At 42.7% G+C, this 16,213-nt stretch carries 20 protein-coding genes; 14 read left to right on the top strand and 6 right to left on the bottom strand.

Annotated features, from left to right (window positions below; genetic code table 11):
- Window positions 1–43 precede the first annotated feature (43 nt).
- The 4 genes from A587_RS0109975 (at window position 44) to A587_RS0109960 (ending at window position 3,186) form a co-directional block, all read left to right on the top strand.
- Window positions 44–796, top strand: coding sequence for an electron transfer flavoprotein subunit beta/FixA family protein (locus tag A587_RS0109975; RefSeq protein WP_017217459.1), 753 nt, complete (start codon window positions 44–46; stop codon window positions 794–796).
- A complete protein-coding gene (locus A587_RS0109970) occupies window positions 793–1,719 on the top strand; it encodes an electron transfer flavoprotein subunit alpha/FixB family protein (protein ID WP_017217458.1) in 927 nt (308 codons plus the stop codon). The genes A587_RS0109975 and A587_RS0109970 overlap by 4 nt, the downstream gene beginning before the upstream one ends.
- 112 nt (window positions 1,720–1,831) lie before the next feature.
- Window positions 1,832–2,239 (top strand): fosfomycin resistance glutathione transferase, encoded by a 408-nt coding sequence (gene fos / locus A587_RS0109965; protein ID WP_017217457.1) that lies wholly within the window; start codon window positions 1,832–1,834, stop codon window positions 2,237–2,239.
- Between the two features lie 92 nt (window positions 2,240–2,331).
- On the top strand, window positions 2,332–3,186 hold the full coding sequence (locus A587_RS0109960; RefSeq protein ID WP_017217456.1) for a pirin family protein: 855 nt from the start codon (window positions 2,332–2,334) through the stop codon (window positions 3,184–3,186).
- 44 nt (window positions 3,187–3,230) lie between these two features.
- Here the strand turns inward: A587_RS0109960 and A587_RS0109955 are convergent, their stop codons facing one another.
- Window positions 3,231–4,301, bottom strand: a complete 1,071-nt coding sequence (locus A587_RS0109955; protein ID WP_017217455.1) for a DUF3083 family protein — start codon at window positions 4,299–4,301, stop codon at window positions 3,231–3,233.
- 248 nt (window positions 4,302–4,549) lie between these two features.
- Between A587_RS0109955 and glnS the strand changes: the two genes are divergently transcribed.
- The 9 genes from glnS to A587_RS0109905 all read left to right on the top strand — a co-directional run bounded on the left by glnS (window position 4,550) and on the right by A587_RS0109905 (window position 13,024).
- Window positions 4,550–6,214: a glutamine--tRNA ligase gene (gene glnS, locus A587_RS0109945; RefSeq protein WP_017217453.1), complete on the top strand. Its 1,665-nt coding sequence runs from the start codon at window positions 4,550–4,552 to the stop codon at window positions 6,212–6,214.
- Window positions 6,215–6,270: 56 nt separating this feature from the next.
- Window positions 6,271–8,097: a protein kinase domain-containing protein gene (locus A587_RS0109940; RefSeq protein ID WP_017217452.1), complete on the top strand. Its 1,827-nt coding sequence runs from the start codon at window positions 6,271–6,273 to the stop codon at window positions 8,095–8,097.
- Between the two features lie 86 nt (window positions 8,098–8,183).
- Complete coding sequence (locus A587_RS0109935) at window positions 8,184–8,657, top strand: DUF1203 domain-containing protein (RefSeq protein ID WP_017217451.1); 474 nt, start codon at window positions 8,184–8,186, stop codon at window positions 8,655–8,657.
- 144 nt (window positions 8,658–8,801) lie between these two features.
- On the top strand, window positions 8,802–10,076 hold the full coding sequence (locus A587_RS0109930; RefSeq protein WP_017217450.1) for an RNA polymerase sigma factor: 1,275 nt from the start codon (window positions 8,802–8,804) through the stop codon (window positions 10,074–10,076).
- 137 nt (window positions 10,077–10,213) lie between these two features.
- The gene (locus A587_RS0109925; RefSeq protein ID WP_010372679.1) at window positions 10,214–11,062 is read left to right on the top strand and encodes a YciI family protein; all 849 of its coding nucleotides are present in this window, start codon (window positions 10,214–10,216) and stop codon (window positions 11,060–11,062) included.
- 85 nt (window positions 11,063–11,147) lie between these two features.
- Window positions 11,148–11,537, top strand: coding sequence for a YciI family protein (locus tag A587_RS0109920; protein ID WP_017217449.1), 390 nt, complete (start codon window positions 11,148–11,150; stop codon window positions 11,535–11,537).
- A gap of 14 nt (window positions 11,538–11,551) precedes the next feature.
- Entirely contained in the window at window positions 11,552–11,905 is a 354-nt protein-coding gene (locus A587_RS0109915) for a DUF1428 domain-containing protein (RefSeq protein ID WP_017217448.1), read from the top strand.
- A 54-nt stretch (window positions 11,906–11,959) separates the two neighbouring features.
- Entirely contained in the window at window positions 11,960–12,592 is a 633-nt protein-coding gene (locus A587_RS0109910) for a glutathione S-transferase family protein (RefSeq protein WP_017217447.1), read from the top strand.
- A 24-nt stretch (window positions 12,593–12,616) separates the two neighbouring features.
- Window positions 12,617–13,024, top strand: coding sequence for a VOC family protein (locus tag A587_RS0109905; protein WP_017217446.1), 408 nt, complete (start codon window positions 12,617–12,619; stop codon window positions 13,022–13,024).
- A gap of 48 nt (window positions 13,025–13,072) precedes the next feature.
- Here the strand turns inward: A587_RS0109905 and fur are convergent, their stop codons facing one another.
- The 5 genes from fur to A587_RS0109880 all read right to left on the bottom strand — a co-directional run bounded on the left by fur (window position 13,073) and on the right by A587_RS0109880 (window position 15,519).
- Window positions 13,073–13,519 carry a ferric iron uptake transcriptional regulator gene (gene fur, locus A587_RS0109900; RefSeq protein WP_010372691.1) on the bottom strand — a complete coding sequence of 149 codons (447 nt, stop codon included), beginning with the start codon at window positions 13,517–13,519 and terminating at the stop codon, window positions 13,073–13,075.
- A 103-nt stretch (window positions 13,520–13,622) separates the two neighbouring features.
- Complete coding sequence (gene fldA / locus A587_RS0109895; RefSeq protein WP_010372695.1) at window positions 13,623–14,150, bottom strand: flavodoxin FldA; 528 nt, start codon at window positions 14,148–14,150, stop codon at window positions 13,623–13,625.
- A 14-nt stretch (window positions 14,151–14,164) separates the two neighbouring features.
- On the bottom strand, window positions 14,165–14,443 hold the full coding sequence (gene ybfE / locus A587_RS0109890; RefSeq protein ID WP_010372698.1) for a LexA regulated protein: 279 nt from the start codon (window positions 14,441–14,443) through the stop codon (window positions 14,165–14,167).
- The gene (locus A587_RS0109885; RefSeq protein WP_010372701.1) at window positions 14,443–14,664 is read right to left on the bottom strand and encodes a DUF2788 domain-containing protein; all 222 of its coding nucleotides are present in this window, start codon (window positions 14,662–14,664) and stop codon (window positions 14,443–14,445) included. Before A587_RS0109885 ends, ybfE begins: the two co-directional genes overlap by 1 nt.
- 87 nt (window positions 14,665–14,751) lie before the next feature.
- Complete coding sequence (locus A587_RS0109880; RefSeq protein WP_017217445.1) at window positions 14,752–15,519, bottom strand: alpha/beta fold hydrolase; 768 nt, start codon at window positions 15,517–15,519, stop codon at window positions 14,752–14,754.
- Window positions 15,520–15,655: 136 nt separating this feature from the next.
- Between A587_RS0109880 and seqA the strand changes: the two genes are divergently transcribed.
- Window positions 15,656–16,204 (top strand): replication initiation negative regulator SeqA, encoded by a 549-nt coding sequence (seqA, locus tag A587_RS0109875; RefSeq protein WP_017217444.1) that lies wholly within the window; start codon window positions 15,656–15,658, stop codon window positions 16,202–16,204.
- Window positions 16,205–16,213 lie beyond the last annotated feature (9 nt).

Here is a 16,213-nt window from a genome sequence, read left to right as displayed (position 1 = left end):
ACGTAGACGTCAGCTTAGAGAATAACCAGATGATGGAGTAACCATGAAAGTACTTGTGCCAATCAAACGCGTGATTGATTACAACGTAAAGGCAAGAGTCAAATCTGACAACAGTGATGTTGATTTGAGCAATGTTAAAATGGCGATCAACCCATTTTGTGAAATCGCAGTAGAAGAGGCGGTTCGTTTAAAAGAAGCGGGCACAGCAACGGAAGTTATTGCCGTATCAATTGGCGATAAAGCTTGTCAAGAGCAGCTAAGAACTGCGCTTGCACTGGGTGCAGATAAAGCGATCCACATTGAAACAGACGCAAAGCTTGAATCTCTGCACATTGCAAAACTACTGGCTAAGGTAGTGGAACAAGAAAGTCCAGAGCTGGTCATTCTAGGTAAACAGTCTATCGATTCTGATAATAACCAAACAGGACAAATGCTAGCGGCGTTAACTAAACGTGCTCAGGGCACTTTTGCCTCTAAAGTTGTAGTTGAAGGCGATAAAGTGCAAGTGACGCGTGAAGTTGATGGTGGTTTGCAAACGGTATCGCTATCACTCCCAGCTGTCGTTACAACAGACTTGCGTTTAAATGAACCTCGTTATGCTTCTTTGCCAAATATCATGAAAGCTAAGCGTAAACCACTAGATGTAATCGCAGCGGATTCGTTAGGCGTTGATTTAGCTCCTCGTATTGAATTGGTGAAAGTTGAAGAGCCAGCTAAGCGCTCTGGTGGCGTTATGGTTGAGAGCGTTGAAGAGTTAGTAAACAAGTTAAAAACAGAAGCAAAGGTGATCTCATGAGCGTATTAGTTATTGCTGAGCACGAAAATGGTGTATTGAAACCTGAAACCGCTAAGGTGGTTGCTGCTGCAACAAAAATCGCAAGCGACATTACCGTATTAGTTGCAGGTCACAACATTGCTGAGGCTGCCAATCACGCTGCTCAGATCGCTGGCGTACAAAAGGTGGTCGCGGTTGACGATGCTTCATTCGAACATCAATTGGCAGAAAACACATCTGAGCTAGTTGTTGAATTAGCAAGCGACTTTTCACACATTTTGTTTTCAGCGTCTACCACAGGTAAAAATATCGCGCCACGTGTCGCGGCGTTACTCGACAAATCACAGATCTCAGAAATTATCGATGTGATTGATGCAGACACCTTTAAGCGTCCAATTTATGCTGGTAATGCAATTGCGACTGTAAAATCATTAGACTCACAAAAAGTTATCACTGTGCGTGCATCAGCATTTGATGCCGTAGAGACTCAAGCAGCATGTGACATTGAGGATCGTTCGCAAAGTATTGCCTCTCAAGTGAGTGAGTTTGTGAGCATTGAACAAACTGAATCTGAGCGCCCTGAATTAACTGCCGCACCGGTTGTTATTTCAGGTGGCCGTGGTATGCAAAACGGTGAAAACTTTGCCTTGCTAAATGGTATTGCTGACAAACTAGGGGCCGCAATTGGTGCATCGCGTGCTGCTGTTGACGCGGGCTTTGTGCCTAACGATATGCAGGTGGGCCAAACCGGTAAGATTGTGGCGCCTAACTTATATATTGCAGTTGGGATCAGCGGCGCTATTCAACATCTTGCAGGTATGAAAGATTCTAAGGTCATTGTCGCTATCAACAAAGACCCAGAAGCTCCCATTTTCCAAGTGGCTGATTATGGCCTTGTTGCGGACCTATTTGATGCGTTACCAGAGCTTGAACAGGCACTGTAACGCTTCTTTTTGTAGCTAGCCTACATCAAGAAAAATAATTCTGGTTGTTAAAGCCGTTGTACCTTTGGTCACGGCTTTTTTCGTGTCTGGGATAAAAACGGTAGGAATAAATATGTTATCAGGCTTAAATCACATCACAATAGCAGTATCTAACTTAAACACGTCACTTGATTTTTACTGCGGCTTGCTAGGATTCGAGCTTTGGGTAACTTGGGACAAAGGGGCATATTTAACGCTTGGTGAGGTATGGCTTTGCTTATCTTTAGGTGAGGTATCTCCAAGCTCAGATTACAGCCATATAGCGTTTAGTGTTGCTGCCGAAGACTTTACAACTTTTTCTAAAACGATATTGGAAAACGGGGTTGGCTTATGGCAGCAAAATAGCAGCGAAGGAGACTCGCTCTATATTTATGACCCCGATCATCACAAACTCGAGATCCATAGTGGTAGTTTGCAAAGTCGGTTAAAAAGTTTGCAGCAGCAACCGTATTCAGGCCTCACTTGGTACAAAGCGGTGTGATTCTATTTTCTAGAATGCTTGTATCTTTAATTGCGCATTTTACTTCTGGTTACGGAGCTCCATAATAAAACAAAACATGATGGAGCAAAGTAATGGCAATTCAACTAAATGGCAAAGCACATGACATCGGTGGTCTTTCAGTAAACCGCGTACTTCCGCAGCGTGCGAAACGTATGGTAGGTCCTTTTATCTTTTTTGATCAAATGGGCCCCGGTAACTTCAGTGCTGGTGATGGGATCGATGTAAGGCCACATCCACATATCGGGCTTGCAACTCTGACTTATTTGTTTGAAGGTAACTTGCTCCATCGTGACTCTCTTGGTAATCAACTTGAGATCCACCCAGGGGATGTAAATTGGATGGTGGCAGGGAGCGGCATTGTACACTCGGAGAGAGAATCGTTTGAAACCAAAGGGCAATCACATACTATTCATGGTTTGCAATGCTGGGTGGCGCTACCGGAAGAAAATGCTGACGTTGAACCCAGTTTCTCACATATAAACAGTTTTGACTTGCCGACTAGGCAACTAGAAGGGGTGATGGCTAGGGTCATTATCGGCAGTGCGTATGGCTTGCATTCTCCTGTACCAACATTTTCACCTATGTTTTATGTTGATGTGATGGCAAAAGCTGGCGGGCATATTGAAAGGCCTGATCAGACACAAGAGGTTGGCGTATATGTGATTTACGGCGAAGTGGTGGTGTCGAATAACTTATATAGTGCAGGCTCATTTGTATTACTTGAAGACGACGACGCGCAATTACATTTCAATGAGAATAGCAGAGTGGTATTGCTTGGTGGAGAGGCGTTTAAAAAAGTCCCTTATATTGATTGGAACTTTGTTTCTTTTAGTAAACCCCGTATTGAACAAGCGAAGCAAGATTGGCGAGAGGGCAAGTTCGATAAGATCCCCGGTGATAAATTGGAGCATATTCCTTTGCCTTAGGGTGATAAAAGTACACCCAAATAGAACATGCTCTCTTTTATCTATTAATAGTCGTAACTAATATGCTGGAAGAAGCGTACGTTGATGTCTTGCTTTTCAATATTAACAGGAAGTTGTGCAACAAAGCGTTTAATCGCCGTTTCTACGTGATTCATAAAACGACCATAGCCCATATCTTTTTTGTCTTTGTCATTGGCAACGATGACAAAGCGAATGGTATCCACTAGGTTTGCTTCGTTAAACAGTGAGTAAATTTGATTGTCACCGGAGCCGGTATCAAAACTCAGCTTTTGTAGCTCTCGGTTAGTATCGGACTTATCGATTTTGGCGCTTCTGACAATAGGTAAACGGCCATCGGCTACCATTGCTACCATATTGAGCTGTTTATCGGCGCAAGAAGAAAGAAATGCATCTTCTATTGTGCGATAGAATTGTCCGTAATCACCAGGGCGCATTTGGCTTTGGAACTCTGTTTTTATTGCACGTGACACTGGAATGTTAAAGGTCGCATAAGTCATTTCGCTATATTCTTCTGGTAACGTGCAGTTTCTGGCTTGATAACGTGGGTAAAGTGCACGCAACTTATAGCCATACGACTCTTTGTCGCCTTTCGCTTTGGCAAATAGGTCATAGGTTAAATGTTGATGGTCTCGCACTCTAAACTGAGGTTCTACCGAAGAAAACCCTTCTTTAAGTGCATCAAGCACCTTTTTTACTTTGCTGTGGAAGGTCGCTGCATTGGCGCGTAATTCATTTCCCGTGGCTAAAAATAATAAGCGGATTTTACGCGCTTGGTATCCATCATTGAGATAAGTTTGGTGCGCTTCGTGGAACTTAGGATTGTAGAAAAACAAAATCTGCTTTTCTGTTTGCATGGTATAGGCTTCGTCGTGGTAACGCACCACTGGCAATTTATCGTTCGCAATTACATGTACATTATGCAGTTCATATTCGTCACACAGTGCGAATAGCTGGCGAGACAAACGCTCGTAACATGCGCTGCTGGAGTCAAAACATGCATAGAATGCATCATCTGGTTTAAACTCAGCAAGAATATAGTGATTGTTCCTAGCCTTAGTTGATATATAAACACGATTCAAATTCATTGAAGCCATTACTTTTGTCCTTTCCTCGGTAACGTGACTTAAGCAGTGTTTGTGGTATAAACACTGAGATGGCGCAACTATAGGATGAAGTTGTGACGGAAATATTGCGCTAGAACAAAATTTGTCACAAAAATCTGATGAACATTTAACCAAATGAATAAATCCTGATACAGCGCAGATAATTGCTGTAAGTTCGGCTGAGTTTTTGTAATAATGCCGAGGTTAACTAAGAGCATAATTCAGAGGAAAGATTTCCTATGGCGGAAACTGAAAATCGCCCATCAAACTTTATTCGCAACATTATTGATGCGGATCTTGCCAGTGGCAAACATGCGTCTACGCACACACGTTTTCCACCTGAGCCAAATGGCTTTTTACACATTGGCCATGCTAAATCAATTTGCTTAAATTTTGGTATTGCCCAAGATTATCAAGGTAAATGCAACTTACGCTTTGACGATACCAACCCAGAAAAAGAAGACATCAACTACGTTAAGTCGATCCAAGAAGACGTACAGTGGTTAGGTTTTGAATGGGATGGCGAAATTTGCTATTCATCAAATTACTTTGACAAGCTCTATAGCTACGCAGTTGAACTAATCGAAAATGGCAAAGCGTACGTTTGCTTCCTGTCGCCTGAGCTGGCGCGTGAATATCGTGGCACGCTGACTGAACCTGGCAAAAATAGCCCTTATCGTGACACTTCACCTGAAGAGAACTTAGCCTTATTCGAAAAAATGAGAAATGGCGAGTTCAAAGAAGGGGAATGTGTACTTCGCGCTAAGATTGACATGGCAAGCTCATTTATGGTGCTTCGCGACCCTATTATCTATCGTGTACGTTTTGCACACCATCATCAAACTGGTGATAAGTGGTGCATCTATCCGATGTATGACTTTACGCATTGTATTTCCGATGCGCTTGAAGGGATCACGCATTCACTTTGTACATTAGAGTTCCAAGATAACCGCCGTTTGTACGACTGGGTGCTAGATAACATCAGCATCGAGTGTCATCCACAGCAAATCGAGTTTTCTCGTTTAAATCTTGAATACACAGTGATGTCGAAGCGTAAGCTCAACGACTTAGTTGTTAATAACCATGTTGAAGGGTGGGATGACCCGCGCATGCCGACAATTGCAGGCCTTCGTCGTCGAGGTTATACACCAGCTGCAATTCGCGAATTTTGTAAGCGCATTGGTGTAACCAAAATGGACAACATGGTTGAAATGGGCATGCTTGAAGCGTGTATCCGTGACGACTTAAACGAAAATGCACCACGCGCAATGGCAGTACTTGACCCTGTTAAGCTAGTCATTGAAAACTTTGATGCAGATAAAGTTGAAATGCTGCAAGCGCCTAATCACCCAACATTAGACATGGGCGAGCGTGAGCTACCGTTTACGCGCGAAGTCTACATTGAACAAGAAGATTTCCGCGTAGAAGCGAACAAAAAATTCAAACGTTTGGTGCTAGGTAAAGAAGTGCGTCTTCGTAATGCTTATGTGATTAAAGCTGAGCGCATTGAAGAAGACGAAAACGGTAATATTACGACAATCTACTGTAGTTACGACCCTGATACTTTGGGTAAAAACCCAGAAGATGGTCGCAAGGTGAAAGGCGTAATTCACTGGGTATCGGCTTCACATTGTATTGAAGCGCCAGTACGTCAGTATGACCGCCTATTTACTGTGCCAAACCCAGCGGCTGCTGAAGATTTCACGGAAGTGTTAAACCCAGACTCTTTGGTAACCATTGCGAATGCCAAACTTGAGCCAGCGCTTGCAAACGCTAAGCCTGAGCAAGGTTATCAGTTTGAGCGTTTAGGTTACTTCTGTCGTGATAACAAGTCAGAAGCGCTAATGTTTAACCAAACTGTTGGTCTACGTGATTCGTGGGCTAAGATAGAACAGCAAGGTTAATACTAAATGAGGTCGGCTTATGTCGACCTTTTTTATTGCTTTTTCTGCGTACAATTATGTCTGAAAAATCCATCCAACACTTCTATATCAACGAACAGCAGTCCATCTACTTACTGTCTCATCATGATGCAAAAAAGCACCGTCAATGGCTGAATATCTGTAAAAAGCAATTGAGCCTACTTGGCTATAAACATGTTGAGGTAATTGGCTCCGGTGCATTTGGCTTTGTATTTGCTGGTACAAGTGATATGGGGAAGGACTGGGTGTTTAAATTTTCTCGGATCACGCTTGCCCAAAGTGTGCGTGATAGGCTTGAAGATGAAGGCTATATGTTGTCGCAAATTGACAACCCGATGGTGCCAAACTTCTATGCGTTCGAGCGAGTAAAGAAGCAAGGCATTTTGATGATGGAGCGTGCCCCTGGTGAAGACTTAGAAAAGATCTCGCTCAAAAAGGGCCGTTTTAAAGCGCATGAGTTGGTAAGCCTCGCGCTAAAACTCAGAAATGTGTTGGTTGATTTGCGCGAGCGTCGCAATGGCATGTCTCCTCAGCCCATCGTTCATGGAGATATTAAGCCATCTAATATCGTTTGGGATGAAGCCTCAGATGGTTTCTCTTTGGTTGATTGGGGAAGCTCAGTCTATGCTCAGGTGGACGTGCATGGTGAGCCTATCGCGAGCAATATCATGGATTTGATGTCATCTGATGTAAGTACGACCAACGCTCGGATGGGAGATGTGTATTTTATTGGCGATGAACAAATGTCGGGTGCACAATCTTCTCCTCGCTTCGATGAGCAAGGCGTTGCATCGACGATTTATGCACTGGCTAGTGCACAATCATGTCGTTTTGGTGCTCAGGTAATTCCTGCTAGCGCTTTGGGACTGCCAAAAGTATTTGCGCAGGTGCTAGATGGCATGCTTAGCAAAGACAAAGCAACGAGGGACAGCGCAGGGGATTACTTTGTTCGTAATATGCCAGCAATGGCAAAAATGTATTTACCTGATTTAACACTGTCAGAGAAAAAATCCCGCATTCCTTTTTGGACCTACGAAACCACAGTTAAGCCTGAAACGGTCGTCTACAGCTCACGCAAGCAGTTTTTGCGTCGTGCTGACGATAAACACAATCTAAGAGACGTAAACGACGCGCAATTAGATAGATATTATAAAGAGTTTTTGTTTGATACCGGCGATACCGAGAAAGCCTTTTTGGCTTCAATCAGCAGACTGGCAAAATATCCGGTCGTTGGTGGTCTCAGTTTTCATTGGAAAGACGCGCAGGTATTTGTTGAGTCGAGTCTTATTTTACACGATGAAACATTGAGTCATGCATTTAAAGACGCGTTGAACGCCACCGTAATGATTGCGCAGGGGATCAAACAAAAAGGTTTGTTTAAATGCTGTTTGTTCGACGCGCGGCAAACTATTCAATTGACTCGTGACGGCACCGGTGCATTCCAATTTGACCATCTGCCAGAACTAGAATTTAGCGTTAGCGATATTTCGAGTAATGAAATTACACGTCCGCATTCATACTTTGAAGACGGCAAAGATCCAGACGAGCAGCTGCAACTGCCAAGACAGATAATTCAATGTGTGTTCGAGTTAAACCAAATCCATCATACAGGTTGCATCATTTTTGAATCGTTACAAGATAGGATGAAAATCCATTATTACTATCGGCTACTTGATGCTAATAAAGAAACGCAATTTAAGGCGCTACTGACTCGGATCATGCAATACGCCGTTAGCGTTCAAGATTATGGCGTAGCAGGGTTTATGAAGCTGCCCTATAAAAATACACGTGAGTTTGCTCTATGCGACCGCCAGCCTGACTTTTTCTTTCCCAAAAACCCCAAAACATTTGTTGTTAACACTTAGGTGCTACTTAGGTGTTAGTACCACTTCTGGCCAGTCATTAACTGCTAGTTCTTTACACTCATTATAGTGAAGCAGGAGTGGTAAACATGACAACACAATTTCAAATTAACGCGATTGACTACAAACAATTTAAGCATTTATTTTCTTTAAGCGATGAAGAACTAGCGGTATTACATGCCAAGAAACTCGTCGTTGACGCTAAACCCGGCTATCCTTGTCGCGTTTCCCTACAAGAAGCCGAGATTGGGGAGGTGGTGTTGTTGTTACATTATCAGCACCATACTACTTTATCGCCATATCGCTCTTCTGGGCCTATCTTTGTGAGGGAAAATGCAGTACTGGCAGAGCCTAAAGTAAATGAAGTGCCAGAAATCTTGCAAACCAGATCACTGTCCATCAGAGCCTACGACAGCTTGGGTGTAATGATAGAGGCGCAAATCGTAAAAGGAATGGAAATTAAAGACTGCCTCCATACCTTATTTGATGACCATAAAATCGAATATGTGCATATTCACAATGCAAACCCCGGTTGCTTTAATTGCGTCGCGAGCAGAGTATAGGAAAAAGAAGGTGGATCTGCCCAGGCTAAAACCAATCTGCTGAGTCTTTCAGAGTTGATGGTGTCAAGTTGAGGCGCTTGTCGATTTATGAAATAGTGACTATACCAATTCAAATGGCGATAACCTAGCTGACGAAGGAAAGTGATGAGCAATCAACTCGCTTACGATAGCAATGCTATTCGTAAGTCTATAGAAGTGCTGTACAAGCAAGAAAGCCGGAAAATTTACGCCACACTGATCCGCCTTCTAGGTGACTTTGAGTTAGCGGAAGAAGCATTGCAAGACGCGTTTAATGTGGCGTTAAAACATTGGCCTACTCAAGGTATACCAGAAAACCCAGTCCCTTGGTTAATTTCTACTGGTCGCTTTAAAGCCATTGATGCAATACGTAAACAGCAACGTCAAAGAGAAAAGCTAGAAGTTGCTGCTACTGACTTGGATGGGGTTTCTGACATCGCAGGCCAAGCTCAAGAGCAAAATGCCAATGCAATTGAAGACGACCAATTGCGGCTAATTTTTACTTGCTGCCATCCGGCTATTGATCCAAAAGTACAAGTTGCGCTTACGCTGCGGGAGGTCTGTGGACTGACAACAGAAGAAATTGCCAGTGCATTTTTGGTGTCTAACACAACAATGGCACAACGAATTGTGCGCGGCAAAGCGAAGATCCGTGATGCCCGTATTCCGTTCGAGCTGCCAGACGACACTGACTTTAACAACCGACTTGATGCGGTGCTCACGGTTATCTATCTGGTCTTTAATGAAGGGTATTCAGCAACACAAGGCGAACTTGCAATACGCAGTGAACTGACTTCGGAGGCTATCCGCTTAACTCGTTTACTTTATTCTCTGACGCCAGATCCAGAAGTGGCGGGGTTACTCGCCTTGATGCTCTTGAATGATGCAAGAAGGGCGGCGCGCACCAATGCCTGCGGTGACATTATTTTACTGGAAGATCAAGACCGAAGCCTTTGGAGTAAAGGTATGATCGCCGAAGGTACGCAGTTGGTCGCTGAAATAATGCGCGCCGGTGAATATGGCTTTTACACCATTCAGGCGGCTATCTCTGCGACCCATGCAGTTGCGATAACTGCAGCGGCGACAGATTGGTCACAGATTGTCGAGTTATATACTCAGCTACACCAAGTGAGCCCATCTCCTGTTATTGAGCTCAACCAAGCGGTCGCAATCGCTATGAAAGAGGGGCCTGATGCGGGTATTAACATTATAGAGCGGCTACTAGAGCACAAAGAAATGCAAAGGTATCACTTGGCTCATGCGGCTTATGGCGAACTATTATCTCGTGCTGGCAGAACCGCAAGTGCGATTAATGCATTTAAAACAGCTCTTAATTTAACTACGCAATTACCAGAGCAAAGGGTTCTCAAACAAAAGCTTCTTAAGCTCGGTGAAAATTAATTAAGAAAATTTTCCCTACTTTGTCGATCTCTAGAGAATGCATTCGACTAGAGTGTATAGAGCACTTTATTTATCAAAACCGCAGGTGATCTTTGGTTATTCAGCTCTATTTACGAAAGACAACAGGAGAATTGACGATGAAAGTAATGGTGATTGTAAAAGCAAGTGAAGGGTCTGAAGCAGGGGAGTTACCAACCGCGGAATTAATGGCTGCGATGGGGGAATTCAATAATGCATTAGTTGATGCTGGAATTATGACTTCTGGTGATGGTTTAAAGCCGAGTAAAGAGGGAGTTCGCGTTCGTTTTAAAGGCGAAGAGCGGATTGTAACTAAAGGGCCTTTTGCAGAGACTAATGAGTTAATTGCGGGTTATTGGGTTTGGGAAGTAACATCGATGGAAGAGGCGCTAGAATGGGTTAAGCGCTGCCCTAATCCCATGAATGAGGAATCAGATATTGAAGTTCGACCGTTTTATGAAATGGCTGACTTTGCAGATATTGATCCCTGCGGCGAAATCCTCGCAGACGAAGAACAATTAAGACAAAAGATTGCGATGCAAACTGCACATGTTTGCAATTATTTGTTTTTTGCAGGGCGTACCGAAGAGGCACTTGAATACTATCAACAGCATCTATATGCCAAAGTCGGTCTACTTATGCGCTTTAACGAAAGTCCAGATCCTATCCCAGATGGTGCGATACCAGAAAACTTTTCAGATAAAGTAATGCACTGTGAGTTTAGTATTGGCGATATGAAGATTTTTGCATCTGACGGCTGTGGTGATGATGCTTCGTTTGCAGGATTTAGCCTGTCTATAACAATTGATTCTGAACAAGAAGCTCACCGTGCATTCAATGCTCTAGCCGATGGTGGCACGGTCAGAATGCCATTACAAGAAACATTTTGGTCCCCCCTTTACGGTCAAGTCGTTGATAAATTCGGTGTGGCGTGGATGGTGATGCTACCTAGTAACGCCGCTAATTGACCACGAGTACGGAGTAGCTAAGTCAAAGCGAGCAGCAAAAGATGCTCGCTATTCAGATACCAATTAATAAGGAGCTGGACACACTATGAAATATGTCGCTTTGGTTTATTACGATGAACAAGCAATGGAAAAGCTCTCACAAGATGAATGGGACGCACTTAACCGTGAATGCATCGCGTGCGGGGAATCATTAAAAGACCGCGAGCAGATGATAGGGGGTAACGCGTTGCTCTCAACTCAAAGTGCGACAACATTGCGGGTACGAGCGGGTAAAGTTGATATTACCGATGGTCCTTTTGCAGAGACTAAAGAGCAGCTTGCGGGCTTCTATTTACTTGATGTTAAAGACTTAAATGAGGCTATCCAAGCGGCTAGCAAAATTCCGCCTGCACGCTATGGCAGCATCGAAATTCGGCCTGTTCGCGAGTTGCAAGACGAGAATAATGTCAGCTATGAAGCACAAAGACGTGAATAAGAGAGGGGTCAAAGATGAGTTATATTGATGGTTTTGTATGCGCTGTACCCACCAATAAGCGCGAAGAATATCGGGCGCACGCCAGTAAAGCGGCAAAAGTGTTTAAAAAGTTTGGAGCAGAACGCGTTGTCGAGGCATGGGGGGATGATGTTCCTGATGGAACGCTTACCTCTTTTCCACTGGCTGTAAAATGTAAGCCTGATGAAACTGTGGTGTTTTCCTGGATCACTTGGCCTTCAAAAGAAGTCCGTGATGCTGGAATGGCAGAAGTATTTAAAGATCCTATTTGCGATCAAGAAGCTAATCCAATGCCGTTTGATGGCAAAAGGCTCATCTATGGTGGCTTTAAGACAATAGTAGAGTATTAACCTTAGTTATTAAATTGGGCTGAGTTATCAGTCCAATTGACATGGAGATGATATATGTCGAACTTTACCATTACCACGTTTGATTGGGTGCCTGAGCTGCCAAGAGGTTATGTCCGGGATATTCGCTTGCGCTGGGCGCTAGAAGAGGCGGGAATACCCTATGATATAGAGCTTACCGCTTTCAATGAACGAGAAAATACGCATTATTTACATCAACCATTTGGCCAAGTTCCTTGGCTTAGCCATGAAGATAAGGAGATATTCGAAAGTGGTGCTGGTCTGTTATACATCGCTGAGCATAGCGATGAATTAATATCGACAGAAAATAGCTCATCGGTAATACAGTGGCTATTCGCCGCGCTCAACTCTGTAGAAATGGCGAGTCTTCCATGGACAATTTTGAAATTTTCTGGAGATACTTTTGAGAATCATGGTAGCAAAGCGATAGAGCAATTTTTACATAGCCGCTTGAAACACATGAATGAATATCTTAGGGAGAGAAACTGGTTGACTGAGCAATTTTCTGTTGCAGACATCGCGATGGCTGATGTACTTCGTTTGGTCGATAGGTTTGATGGGCTAAAACAATATAGTTATTGCCGAAAGTATCTAGAGCAATGCGTTTCTAGAGCTGCTTTTAAAAAAGCATACAAAGATCAACTGGAATTGTACTCTACAGTAAGGTAACCAAATAAATGGAAGAAGGTGTTTATGCAACAAATTAAAACAACATTACTATTTGTAGGCCAACATGCGGGTAATGCGAAGTCAGCTGTAGAATCTTACATCGAGCTATTTCCGAGGTCCGAAATTTTGGATATCGAACTTTATGGAGCCGACGACAATGAGCCTGAAGGTGCTGTGAAACTTTTAAAATTTGCGTTAAAGGATGTTGAGTTTTTGGCGATGGACAGTTATCTCCACCATAAATTTGGATTTACTCCTGCGATGTCAATTTATGTTGACTGTGAATCACAGCAAGAAATCGAAAAAGCTTACAGTACGCTAGCTGAAGGTGGAAAAGTGCTGATGCCACTTGGCAGCTATGGGTTTAGCCAAACTTTTGCTTGGTTAAATGACAGGTTTGGTGTGTCTTGGCAGCTAAATTTAGCGAACTAAAAAGCCAGCAATTTGCTGGCTTAATGCTTAAATTGGCGAAGTGGTAGGTTAGTTACCATTTTCCTCAGCGTACTTTTTGCACGCTTCTTTATCTTCACACTCACCGTATAGATATAGTGAGTGATTAGTCAGTTTGATGCCATTGCTGTTCGCGATTTCTTCTTGGCGTGTTTCAATAACGTCATCTTCAAACTCGACAACTTTGCCACATTTTAAACATACCAAGTGATCATGGTGCGTGCTGCCAGACAGCTCGAAAACAGATTTACCGCCTTCAAAGTGGTGACGTGTTACAATACCAGCATCATCAAATTGGTTTAGTACGCGATATACCGTAGCTAGACCAATTTCTTCACCTTTGTCTAATAAGATCTTGTACACATCTTCTGCGCTGATGTGTTGATTATCAGGAGACTGAAGGATCTCTAAAATTTTGATGCGTGGAAGCGTTACTTTTAAACCAGCCTTTTTAAGCTCTAAGTTGTGATCAGTCATTAAATCTGTCTCAATCTGTTAGTTATAATTTGTCTTAGGTCAATATTCACGACGCTATACCTAAGAATAACTTGCTCGGGCAGCAAGTGCAAAGCAAATGGAATTAATCTTCCAGCTCGCTTAAGCACATTTCATCATATACTTGTGCACACCATTGTTTAACACGTTGTTCTGTTAACTCTGGCTGACGGTCTTCATCAATACCAAGGCCAACAAATTTACCATCTTCGACGACAGCTTTTGACGCTTCAAAGTCATAACCATCGGTAGACCAATGGCCAACAACAATAGCGCCGCGCTCAGTGACGATATCGTTGATCATGCCCATCGCATCGAGGAAGTATTCAGCATAATCTTCCTGATCGCCACAACCGAAGATAGCAACTAGCTTGCCTTCGAAATCGACTTCTTCAAGTTCAGGGAAAAAATCATCCCAGTCACATTGCGCTTCACCGTAGTACCATGTTGGAATACCGAACAATAGTAAATCAAATTCAGCAATCTCTTCTTTACTGCTTTTAGCAATGTCTTTTACGTCAACGAGCTTTTTACCTAGCTCTTTTTGAATCATTTTAGCAACGTGTTCTGTATTACCAGTATCACTGCCGAAAAAAATACCTACGCTTGCCATTAATTGCTTACCTTCTATCTATTAACCGCTAACTTCTCTTGTAAGATGGTCTCTATGAGTGCACTTCGACTAATGTTTTGCGACTCTGCCATATCACTTAGCGCTTGATACAACTCTGATGAAACCTTAAATTCTACCCTTTTTAGGCCACGAGCACGATCTCTCTTGATTTGATTGCGCTTGTTAACCTTTAACTGCACTTCTCGTGGCAGTGGATTCGTCTTAGGACGTCCGGGACGTTTTTCATTTTCAAATAGGTCGATAGTCGTTCTATCTGTTTCAGCCTTGGCCATTATCCAACACCTGCGCCTTGCCAAAACACTTGGATCAAGCCTTTTGCTATAAATCCAGAGCAACCAAGAAACAACACCAGCCAAACGATATAGCGTCCGAACTTTGGCACGTCACCTTTTTTCAGTACGTCCTGAATCGCCATACCGATGAAAAAGAATATACCAGCTAGCGCAAACCACAGCCCTAGCGTTTCAAATTCATTTATAAATTGACTGACCATCTGAGCTCTACTCAATACTTAAACGGCGGCTACTATATCATAACCTAAATGCATAAATTAAGTTTATAACGGTAAATTCGATTCGTTTTATTGAAGAAAATCAATAATTGAGCGATTTACCGCTTCAGGCTTTTCAGCATGTAGCCAATGGCCCGCACCTTGAATTATTTTTGCTCGCGCATTTGGGAAAGAACGAGCGATGGCATCCCTATGCTCAGGCAGGATGTAGTCAGAATTATTCCCTTTAATGAACAAAGTATCGCACAAACAGGAATGAGTTTCATTAATATTTGATGTAATTGTATCGTATTTTTCAGTAATTACGTCTAAATTGAAACGCCAAGCAAGCTTGCCTTCTTCATTTTTTGCTAAACTTTTGAGCAAAAACTGACGCACACCGACGGTTTCAATATACTGCGACATTATGGTATCTGCTTCACTACGACTTGATACATCACTTTTTTGCACTTCGTTTAGCGCAGCAATTATTGCATCATGTCTTGAGTGATAATCAACAGGTGCAATATCTAATACGACAAGTTTGTTGATGCTTTTTGGGAATAATTGGGCGAACTGCATTGCCACTTTACCACCCATCGAGTGACCAACGAGGTGTATTTTTTCCAGTTTTAACTCATCCATTAGTGCTTTGACGTCATTTGCCATTATTGGATAGGACATTTGCTCATCATGAAAAGAGCGACCGTGATTTCTTAAATCGACGTTAATCACATTGAAATGTTCAGCAAGTGCTTTTGCCACCACATTTACATTTTCCAAAGAACCAAATAGTCCGTGCATAACAAATACACTAGGTTTGGCTTGGTCGCCAATTTGTTGATAGTTTAACTGCATAAATCCTCCAAATTTGGCGCTAATTGTGACATTGAAGAGTAAAAATGCAAAGCCATAGAGTAATAAGTTAAATTTGGATATACTAAGTGACAATTGAAATGAGTTGCTCCTAATTAGCATAGATGACAGGAAACGCATGAAAAAGATAGAAATAGATGACGAGCTATATCAATACATTGCAAGTAACACACAAAGTATTGGAGAAAGTGCTTCTGAGATTTTACGTCGTTTATTAAAACTTACTCCTCGGACAGAATCTAAACCCGTCGCACAGCAGGAAGAAAAACAAGTACAAGAAATGGCAGCTGAGTCACAAACAAAAACACCAAGCCAACCTGTAAAGCCAGCAGCGAATGTTTTTAATATTTTAAATAAAGAAGAGCTTGCCATGCAAAAAGGGGTAGTCGGGCGCTTTTTGTTTATCCTATCCGCGCTCCATCGTACACATAAATCCGAATTTAATAGTGTGCTTGAAATTAAGGGCCGCGATAGAATTTACTTCGCTACGAGTAAAAATGCTCTACTCGAAAGTGGTAGCAGTATGAACCCGAAAAATATTGCAGACAGTGAATATTGGGTGATGACAAATTCAAATACGACTAGAAAGAAAATGATGCTTCATGAAGTAGCTAAGGTGTTAGGTTACACAGATGAAGCTGCCGAGAAAATTAGAGACTACCTATAAGTAAGGAAA

Origin of the sequence: Pseudoalteromonas sp. NJ631 (assembly GCF_000276645.1) — a bacterium.
GTDB lineage: Bacteria > Pseudomonadota > Gammaproteobacteria > Enterobacterales > Alteromonadaceae > Pseudoalteromonas > Pseudoalteromonas piscicida.
Note: the sequence above shows the minus strand (reverse complement) of the source record. Positions and strands in the feature narration are given on the sequence as shown.

Excerpts from the sequence above, each read along its gene's own strand:
- A587_RS0109960 (WP_017217456.1), top strand. The coding sequence starts at position 2,332 with ATGGCAATTCAACTAAATGGCAAAGCACATGACATCGGTGGTCTTTCA.
- A587_RS0109905 (WP_017217446.1), top strand. The coding sequence starts at position 12,617 with ATGCAACAAATTAAAACAACATTACTATTTGTAGGCCAACATGCGGGT.
- A587_RS0109935 (WP_017217451.1), top strand. The coding sequence starts at position 8,184 with ATGACAACACAATTTCAAATTAACGCGATTGACTACAAACAATTTAAG.
- A587_RS0109915 (WP_017217448.1), top strand. The coding sequence starts at position 11,552 with ATGAGTTATATTGATGGTTTTGTATGCGCTGTACCCACCAATAAGCGC.
- A587_RS0109970 (WP_017217458.1), top strand. The coding sequence starts at position 793 with ATGAGCGTATTAGTTATTGCTGAGCACGAAAATGGTGTATTGAAACCT.
- A587_RS0109955 (WP_017217455.1), bottom strand. The coding sequence starts at position 4,301 with ATGGCTTCAATGAATTTGAATCGTGTTTATATATCAACTAAGGCTAGG.
- glnS (WP_017217453.1), top strand. The coding sequence starts at position 4,550 with ATGGCGGAAACTGAAAATCGCCCATCAAACTTTATTCGCAACATTATT.
- fur (WP_010372691.1), bottom strand. The coding sequence starts at position 13,519 with ATGACTGATCACAACTTAGAGCTTAAAAAGGCTGGTTTAAAAGTAACG.
- A587_RS0109930 (WP_017217450.1), top strand. The coding sequence starts at position 8,802 with ATGAGCAATCAACTCGCTTACGATAGCAATGCTATTCGTAAGTCTATA.
- A587_RS0109975 (WP_017217459.1), top strand. The coding sequence starts at position 44 with ATGAAAGTACTTGTGCCAATCAAACGCGTGATTGATTACAACGTAAAG.
- ybfE (WP_010372698.1), bottom strand. The coding sequence starts at position 14,443 with ATGGCCAAGGCTGAAACAGATAGAACGACTATCGACCTATTTGAAAAT.
- fos (WP_017217457.1), top strand. The coding sequence starts at position 1,832 with ATGTTATCAGGCTTAAATCACATCACAATAGCAGTATCTAACTTAAAC.
- A587_RS0109885 (WP_010372701.1), bottom strand. The coding sequence starts at position 14,664 with ATGGTCAGTCAATTTATAAATGAATTTGAAACGCTAGGGCTGTGGTTT.
- fldA (WP_010372695.1), bottom strand. The coding sequence starts at position 14,150 with ATGGCAAGCGTAGGTATTTTTTTCGGCAGTGATACTGGTAATACAGAA.
- A587_RS0109880 (WP_017217445.1), bottom strand. The coding sequence starts at position 15,519 with ATGCAGTTAAACTATCAACAAATTGGCGACCAAGCCAAACCTAGTGTA.
- A587_RS0109940 (WP_017217452.1), top strand. The coding sequence starts at position 6,271 with ATGTCTGAAAAATCCATCCAACACTTCTATATCAACGAACAGCAGTCC.
- A587_RS0109910 (WP_017217447.1), top strand. The coding sequence starts at position 11,960 with ATGTCGAACTTTACCATTACCACGTTTGATTGGGTGCCTGAGCTGCCA.
- A587_RS0109920 (WP_017217449.1), top strand. The coding sequence starts at position 11,148 with ATGAAATATGTCGCTTTGGTTTATTACGATGAACAAGCAATGGAAAAG.
- A587_RS0109925 (WP_010372679.1), top strand. The coding sequence starts at position 10,214 with ATGAAAGTAATGGTGATTGTAAAAGCAAGTGAAGGGTCTGAAGCAGGG.
- seqA (WP_017217444.1), top strand. The coding sequence starts at position 15,656 with ATGAAAAAGATAGAAATAGATGACGAGCTATATCAATACATTGCAAGT.